Annotated in this window: 8 protein-coding genes; 3 read left to right on the forward strand and 5 right to left on the reverse strand. The window is 32.7% G+C overall.

Annotation, left to right across the window (positions count from 1 at the left end; translation table 11 throughout):
• Nucleotides 1-56 precede the first annotated feature (56 nt).
• Nucleotides 57-986: a DUF6427 family protein gene (locus tag Q0075_RS10105; protein WP_297869396.1), complete on the forward strand. Its 930-nt coding sequence runs from the start codon at nt 57-59 to the stop codon at nt 984-986.
• Here Q0075_RS10105 and upp read toward each other — a convergent pair.
• Nucleotides 981-1,634: a uracil phosphoribosyltransferase gene (gene upp, locus Q0075_RS10110; RefSeq protein ID WP_297869397.1), complete on the reverse strand. Its 654-nt coding sequence runs from the start codon at nt 1,632-1,634 to the stop codon at nt 981-983. The two genes, Q0075_RS10105 and upp, sit on opposite strands and share 6 nt — an antisense overlap.
• Before the next feature lie 74 nt (nt 1,635-1,708).
• Here upp and Q0075_RS10115 point away from each other — a divergent pair, with 74 nt between their 5' ends.
• On the forward strand, nt 1,709-2,314 hold the full coding sequence (locus tag Q0075_RS10115; RefSeq protein WP_194093615.1) for a DUF4254 domain-containing protein: 606 nt from the start codon (nt 1,709-1,711) through the stop codon (nt 2,312-2,314).
• A gap of 10 nt (nt 2,315-2,324) precedes the next feature.
• A complete protein-coding gene (locus tag Q0075_RS10120; protein ID WP_297869398.1) occupies nt 2,325-3,362 on the forward strand; it encodes a glycosyltransferase family 9 protein in 1,038 nt (345 codons plus the stop codon).
• An 11-nt stretch (nt 3,363-3,373) separates the two neighbouring features.
• On the opposite strand, the gene Q0075_RS10125 is transcribed toward Q0075_RS10120, so the two are convergent.
• The 4 genes from Q0075_RS10125 to Q0075_RS10140 form a co-directional block, all read right to left on the reverse strand.
• On the reverse strand, nt 3,374-3,796 hold the full coding sequence (locus tag Q0075_RS10125) for a hypothetical protein (protein ID WP_297869399.1): 423 nt from the start codon (nt 3,794-3,796) through the stop codon (nt 3,374-3,376).
• Nucleotides 3,786-4,838 carry a ferredoxin--NADP reductase gene (locus tag Q0075_RS10130; RefSeq protein ID WP_297869400.1) on the reverse strand — a complete coding sequence of 351 codons (1,053 nt, stop codon included), beginning with the start codon at nt 4,836-4,838 and terminating at the stop codon, nt 3,786-3,788. The genes Q0075_RS10125 and Q0075_RS10130 overlap by 11 nt, the downstream gene beginning before the upstream one ends.
• 50 nt (nt 4,839-4,888) lie before the next feature.
• Nucleotides 4,889-5,401: an acyl-CoA thioesterase gene (locus Q0075_RS10135; protein ID WP_291110689.1), complete on the reverse strand. Its 513-nt coding sequence runs from the start codon at nt 5,399-5,401 to the stop codon at nt 4,889-4,891.
• 98 nt (nt 5,402-5,499) lie between these two features.
• A partial coding sequence (locus tag Q0075_RS10140; RefSeq protein WP_297869401.1) for an SPOR domain-containing protein occupies nt 5,500-6,233 on the reverse strand: 734 nt, incomplete at its 5' end.

Genomic DNA, 6,233 nt, shown 5'->3' on the forward strand with positions numbered 1-6,233 from the left:
ATGATTTCATTTTGATAAAGTATTATATTTACACCACAAAAATATAAAATATTCGGATGTTAGCAAGCATTTTTAGTAAAACAAGACCATTTAATTATTTAGTAGTAGGTATTCTATCGCTTTTTTTCTTTTCTGTAAAGATAATTGCGTTAGCACAACCTAACGCTAATTGGATTTATTATGCTGAAGAATTTGGTTTGTATCTGTTACTTTTTGGGTCATTATTCATTTTAAATTTCATTACCCTTAAGAACGGATTAACCAAAGGAAACAATTATGCGTTATTTTTATTCTTTGTTTTTCTTTTGTTCTTTTCCTCTATTTTCCAGAATAAAAACATCATTATTTCTAACTTTTTATTGCTTTTGGCATTAAGAAGATTAATTTCCTTGAAATCTTTATTGCAAACAAAAGAGAAAATTTTTGATGCTTCGTTTTGGATTTTCCTAGCGGCTTTATTTCATTTTTGGAGTATTTTTTACATTGTTTTGGTGTTCATTGCTATTATCCTTCACGTTTCAAAAGATTACCGAAATTGGATTATTCCTTTCATCGCTTTATTTGCCGTAACCATTTTGTTCTTTCTAGCGAATAGTATTTTAGACAATACACTATTGAGTACACTGTTAGATAAAACGTATATCAGTTTTGATTTTTATTATTTCGAAAATGTTTACCAACGAATTGCTTTGGCCTTATTTACCTCAATAAGTTTGTTTTTCTTTGTAACGCATGTTTTTGATTTACCAAATAAAGCTCTGAACATGCAATCGTCTCACAAAACGATTTTGTTTTCTTTTATTCTTGGAGTTGGAATTTATTTACTTTCTGCCAATAAAAACAACGGATGTTTAGCGTTCTGTTTCGGACCTTTAGCTATAATTGGAGCCAATTTTATAGAGAAAATTGAAAACAATTGGGTGAAAGAAATTGTGGTGTATGCCTTATTAGGTTTGGGAATTTTCTTCTTTATAATGCAATTATAATTTGATTCCGTAAGCCAAATCTCCAGCATCACCTAAACCTGGAACAATGTAGTTGTGTTCGTTTAGTTTTTCATCTAAAGCCGCTACCCATAAGTGACAATTTTCAGGAACGTTTTTTTCTAAATATTCAATTCCTTCTGGAGTTGCAATAACAACAGCAATATGAATTTCTTTAGGTTTTTGTTCCAAATGTAATTTGTGTAAAACGGCTACCAACGATTGTCCAGTAGCTAACATGGGATCAATTAAAATTAAATTTTTCCCTTCGAAAGACGGCGCAGCTTGATATTCCACTAAAATTTCAAACTTATCATCGTTGTCATAATGATTACGATAAGCCGAAACAAATCCGTTTTCTGCATTATCGAAAAAGCTCATAAAGCCTTGATGTAGTGCTAAACCAGCGCGTAAAATCGAACATAAAACTACAGGTTCGGCAATAGTAGTAGTGTGTTTGATGCCAAGAGGCGTTTGCACATCGATATTTTTGTAATCAAGCGTTTTGCTTAATTCATATGCCATTATTTCTCCAATACGTTCAATATTTTTTCGAAAACGCATGCTGTCTTTTTGTATGGTAACATCGCGAATTTGCGCCAAAAAATGATTAAGAATACTGTTTTGTTCGGAGATATAATGAATGTGCATCGATTTTATTTTTTGTAATTCAGGATAAAAGTACAAAAAATCGCTATTTTTGTAGCAATTTAAAAGAGATAATTATGTTTGCTGAATTTGCATTTCCCATTTTTGAACAAAGTATCAAAACGTATCACATTATTGATGATGTGTATCAACCCGTTGTAAATCCTTATGAAAAAGGAACTATTGAGTATTTGTTGTTTGCAAAAAACTGGGTAGATACGGTGCAATGGCATTATGAAGATATCGTTCGTGATCCAAATATTGACCCGGTTGCAGCTTTAGATTTAAAACGTAAAATTGATGCTTCCAACCAAGTTCGTACAGATATGGTAGAATACATCGATAGTTATTTCTTAGATAAATACAAAGACGTTCAAGTAAAACCAAATGCAAAAATCAACACGGAAAGTCCAGCTTGGGCAATTGACCGTTTGTCGATTTTAGCATTGAAGATTTACCACATGAACGAAGAGGCAACTCGTGCAGAAGCTACAGCTGAACACAGAGCAAAATGTCAAGAAAAATTAAATGTATTGTTAGACCAAAAGAACGATATGTTTACTTCAATCAGTCAGTTAATTGAAGATATTGAAGCAGGTGACAAATACATGAAAGTCTACAAACAAATGAAAATGTACAACGATGAGGAGTTAAATCCAGTGTTGTATCAAAATAAAAAATAGTCATCATTTGATGTCTAAACCAAAACACATATTGGTAATAAGGCTCTCAGCCATGGGTGATGTTGCAATGACAGTTCCTGTGTTGAGAGCCTTAGTTTTGCAATACCCTGAAGTAAAAATCACAGTAGTTTCCCGACCTTTTTTTCAACCTTTTTTTGACGGAATTCCAAATGTGAATTTCTTTGGTGTGGATTTGAATAAACGACACAAAGGATTCATCGGCTTACTTCGATTATTTTCCGATTTACGAAAATTAAAAATTGATTTTGTTGCCGATTTACACAATGTACTTCGTTCTAAAGTTGTTCGAACCTTATTCGTTTTAAACGGAAAAAAAGTAGCTGCAACCGATAAAGGAAGAGCTGAAAAGAAAGCATTAACTAGTTTAGCCAACAAAGTTTTTGCTCCAGTGAAGCCAATGGTTGAAAGACATGTTGATACTTTCAAACAACTTGGATTTTCAATTGATTTGACGAATCCATTATTTCCAGAAAAAGCGATTTTATCAGAAGAAATCCTTTCAATAACAGGAGCTAAAAATCAAAATTGGATAGGAATTGCACCTTTTGCACAATACGAAAGTAAAGTGTATTCTTTGGATTTAATGCAAGAAGTAATTGATGGTTTAGCTGAAAATAAAAACAATAAAACCTTCTTATTTGGCGGTGGCGAGAAAGAAATTCAGTTGCTAAATCAATTACAAAATCAACATGAAAATGTAATCGTTTTAGCCGGAAAACTAAAATTCAAGCAAGAATTAGAAGTTATTTCCAATTTAGATGTCATGCTTTCTATGGATTCAGGAAATGCGCACATTGCAGCTATGTTAGGCATAAAAGTCATTACACTTTGGGGAGCAACGCATCCTTATGCTGGTTTTAAACCGTTTAATCAACCCGATGATTTTTGTTTGACTTCGGATAGAACTCAGTATCCATTATTGCCAACTTCCATTTATGGAAACAAAAAGGTAGAAGGTTATGAAGATGTGATGCGAACGATTTTGCCTAATACAATTATAGAAAAAATAGAAAAGGAGCTGAATTAGCTCCTTTCTTATTAACCAGCAACAAGATTAAATTCAGTATTAACAATTTTATTCTCTTTAATTTCAAAAGATCCAATATATGAATGTTCAGGACACCAATCTAAGTCTTTTACAAAAGAAGCTTCATTGATCTTTAAAATAAAAGTCTTAGACGTTTTATCGAACGAAATTTTCATTACATCCATGCATTCACAATCAAAATTTTCAAATAGAACTTCTTTTTCAAACTCTTTACCTTTTTTTAAATCTTCAATTTTAATATCCTTTAAAAAATCTTCTAAAATTTTATAACTAAAAGGAGTTTGAGTTTGTTTATTAAATTTCTCAAATAAGATTTTAATTTGAGATTTATTAAAATTTTGTCCTAAATTAAGATTACAAGAAAATAAAGTAAAAGTCAGAAAGAATGTAATGTAAAATCTATTAAACATCATCAAAATCAATCTTAATCGTAGCTGTTGTTGGATGTGCTTGACAAGCCAATGTTAATCCTTCTGCAATTTCGGCATCGGTTAAAATTTGGTTCTTTTTCAAGACCGCTTCACCTTCTGTAATTCTACAAATACAACTGCTGCAAATTCCACCTTGACAAGAATACGGTACATCTAAACCTTGTTTTAAAGCCGCTTCTAATAAGGTTTGTTTTTGACTCATTTCGAAAGTTGTTTCTTCATCATCAACTAAAATAGAAATTTTAGTGTGCCCATCAGCGCTTGCAACGGTTTCTCCTTCGCTTGAAGAAGTAGAGAACAATTCGAATTTAATATCTGAATCGGAAATATTATTTTCTTTCAATGTATCCGAAACCAAATTGATCATCTCTTCTGGTCCGCATAAATAGAATTTTGAGAATTCCATTTCGGCATGTTTGTTTTTCAAGATAAAATTTACCGTTGATTTATCAATTCGACCAAACAAAGCATTATCAGCAGTAGATTGACTGTAAACGTATTGCACAAATAAACGCCCAACATATTGCAATTGTAAATCGTGTAATTGGTTGTGGAAAATGGTATCTTTTTCCGATTTATTTCCGTAAACCAATACAAAAGTACTGTTTGGTTCTTCTTCTAAAACCGATTTTAAAATCGAGTAAACGGGTGTAATTCCACTACCAGCCACGAAAGCCGCATAGTTTTTCTGACGTTCTGCTTTAGGTTCGAAAGTAAATTTCCCTTCTGGAGTTCCTACTTCGATTACATTTCCAACCGCTAATTTTTCATTGGCAAATTTTGAGAAGAAACCGTTTTGGATAGCTTTCACAGCAATGCATAACTCGCCACTTTTTGGAGAAGAGCAAATGGAATATGCTCTTCTAATTTCTTGTCCGTCAAGCGTAATTTTTAAGTTTACGTATTGTCCAGCAACGAATTGGTAATACGATTTTAATTCGTCGGGAACATTAAAAAGAATCGAAACCGCATCGGCCGTTTCTTTGATGATTTCTTTAATGCTTAATTTATAAAATGATGACATGTGATTTTATTTTTTACAAAAATAAAAAAAAGAACCCGAAGGTTCTCAATTTATTCCACAAACAACGCTTTTAATTCAGTTGCTTCGCTTGGTTTCATTTTTCCAGCTAAGACTAAGCTTAGTTGTTTTCTTCTTAATGCTGCGGCAAATCGTTCTTTTTCTAAATCGGTTTCTGGAACAATTGGTGGAACTGGAATTGGTCTTCCAGTTTCATCAACGGCAACAAAAGTATAAATCGCTTCGTTGGCTTTGTTTTTAATTCCTGATTCTCTGTCTTCAATCCAAACATCAATAAAAATTTCCATAGAAGTGTTGAATGTTCTTGAAACTTTAGACTCGACAGTTACTACACTTCCTAAAGGAATAGCTCTGTTAAACGCCACGTGATTCACAGATGCCGTTACACAAATTCTACGGGAGTGTCTTCTTGCAGTAATACTCGCTGCTCTATCCATACGCGCTAGTAATTCACCACCAAATAAATTGTTTAAAGGATTCGTTTCACCTGGTAAAACTAAGTCGGTTAAAGTAGTTACCGATTCTGAAGGAAATTTTGGTTGCATTGTTTTTTTTGCAAAGATAAAGAGGAATTTGATAATTAAATGCAAAAAAAAATCCCAAAATTGGGATTTCAATAATTTTTATACAAAATGTTAAAAATTTATTCGATTAATAACCAAGCCTCTGCATTGTGCGATTTTTGAATGTTTTTTCTTTCCGTTTGAGCCTCGTTTAAGTTTTTGAAACTTCCATAAACCACAGGATATAAATTGTGTTTGTTTATAGGAAGCATCTTAGCATTTTCAAAACCTGCTGCTTTTAATTCGGCAATAGCTTTGTTAGCATTCACTTCACTTCTATAAGCACCAGCAACTAAATGATAAGGCATTTTTTCTTCAACCGGAGCCGCTACACTTAATTCAACGGCTTCAACCGGAGCGCTAATTACAAAAGTCGCTTCTTGAATTTGTTGTTGTACTTTTTCTTGTACGTTTTTCTGAACCGCTAAAGTTTTAGTCTCAATTTGTTGATCGTAATACGTTTTATATCCAAAACCACCAGCGCCCAACATCACCACAAAAATAGCAGCATATTTCAAATACGAGTAATCTCTTTTTCTTTCAGGAGTAAAAATAATAGGAGCCTTTTCTTCCAAAGCTTCTACTTCTTGTTTTAAAACTTCTCTTGTAATTTCTGGAGAAACAAAAGGAGTTAATCCAAAAGAATCTGTTAAATAATTTACTGTATTCGCTGGTTCAAAAACCCAATTCATTTCATTGTTCACCGAAATCTCGCCAATGTTTTTCAATACCACACGATTGCGGTTTTGCAACAAATACGTCCATTCGTTCACCACATCACCAATTTTGATTACCGCTAATTCGTAGGACATTT

Source organism: uncultured Flavobacterium sp. (assembly GCF_937967675.1).
In the GTDB taxonomy this organism is placed as follows: domain Bacteria; phylum Bacteroidota; class Bacteroidia; order Flavobacteriales; family Flavobacteriaceae; genus Flavobacterium.

Excerpts from the sequence above, each read along its gene's own strand:
- Q0075_RS10125 (WP_297869399.1), bottom strand. The coding sequence starts at position 3,796 with ATGATGTTTAATAGATTTTACATTACATTCTTTCTGACTTTTACTTTA.
- Q0075_RS10105 (WP_297869396.1), top strand. The coding sequence starts at position 57 with ATGTTAGCAAGCATTTTTAGTAAAACAAGACCATTTAATTATTTAGTA.
- Q0075_RS10135 (WP_291110689.1), bottom strand. The coding sequence starts at position 5,401 with ATGCAACCAAAATTTCCTTCAGAATCGGTAACTACTTTAACCGACTTA.
- Q0075_RS10120 (WP_297869398.1), top strand. The coding sequence starts at position 2,325 with ATGTCTAAACCAAAACACATATTGGTAATAAGGCTCTCAGCCATGGGT.
- Q0075_RS10130 (WP_297869400.1), bottom strand. The coding sequence starts at position 4,838 with ATGTCATCATTTTATAAATTAAGCATTAAAGAAATCATCAAAGAAACG.
- Q0075_RS10115 (WP_194093615.1), top strand. The coding sequence starts at position 1,709 with ATGTTTGCTGAATTTGCATTTCCCATTTTTGAACAAAGTATCAAAACG.
- upp (WP_297869397.1), bottom strand. The coding sequence starts at position 1,634 with ATGCACATTCATTATATCTCCGAACAAAACAGTATTCTTAATCATTTT.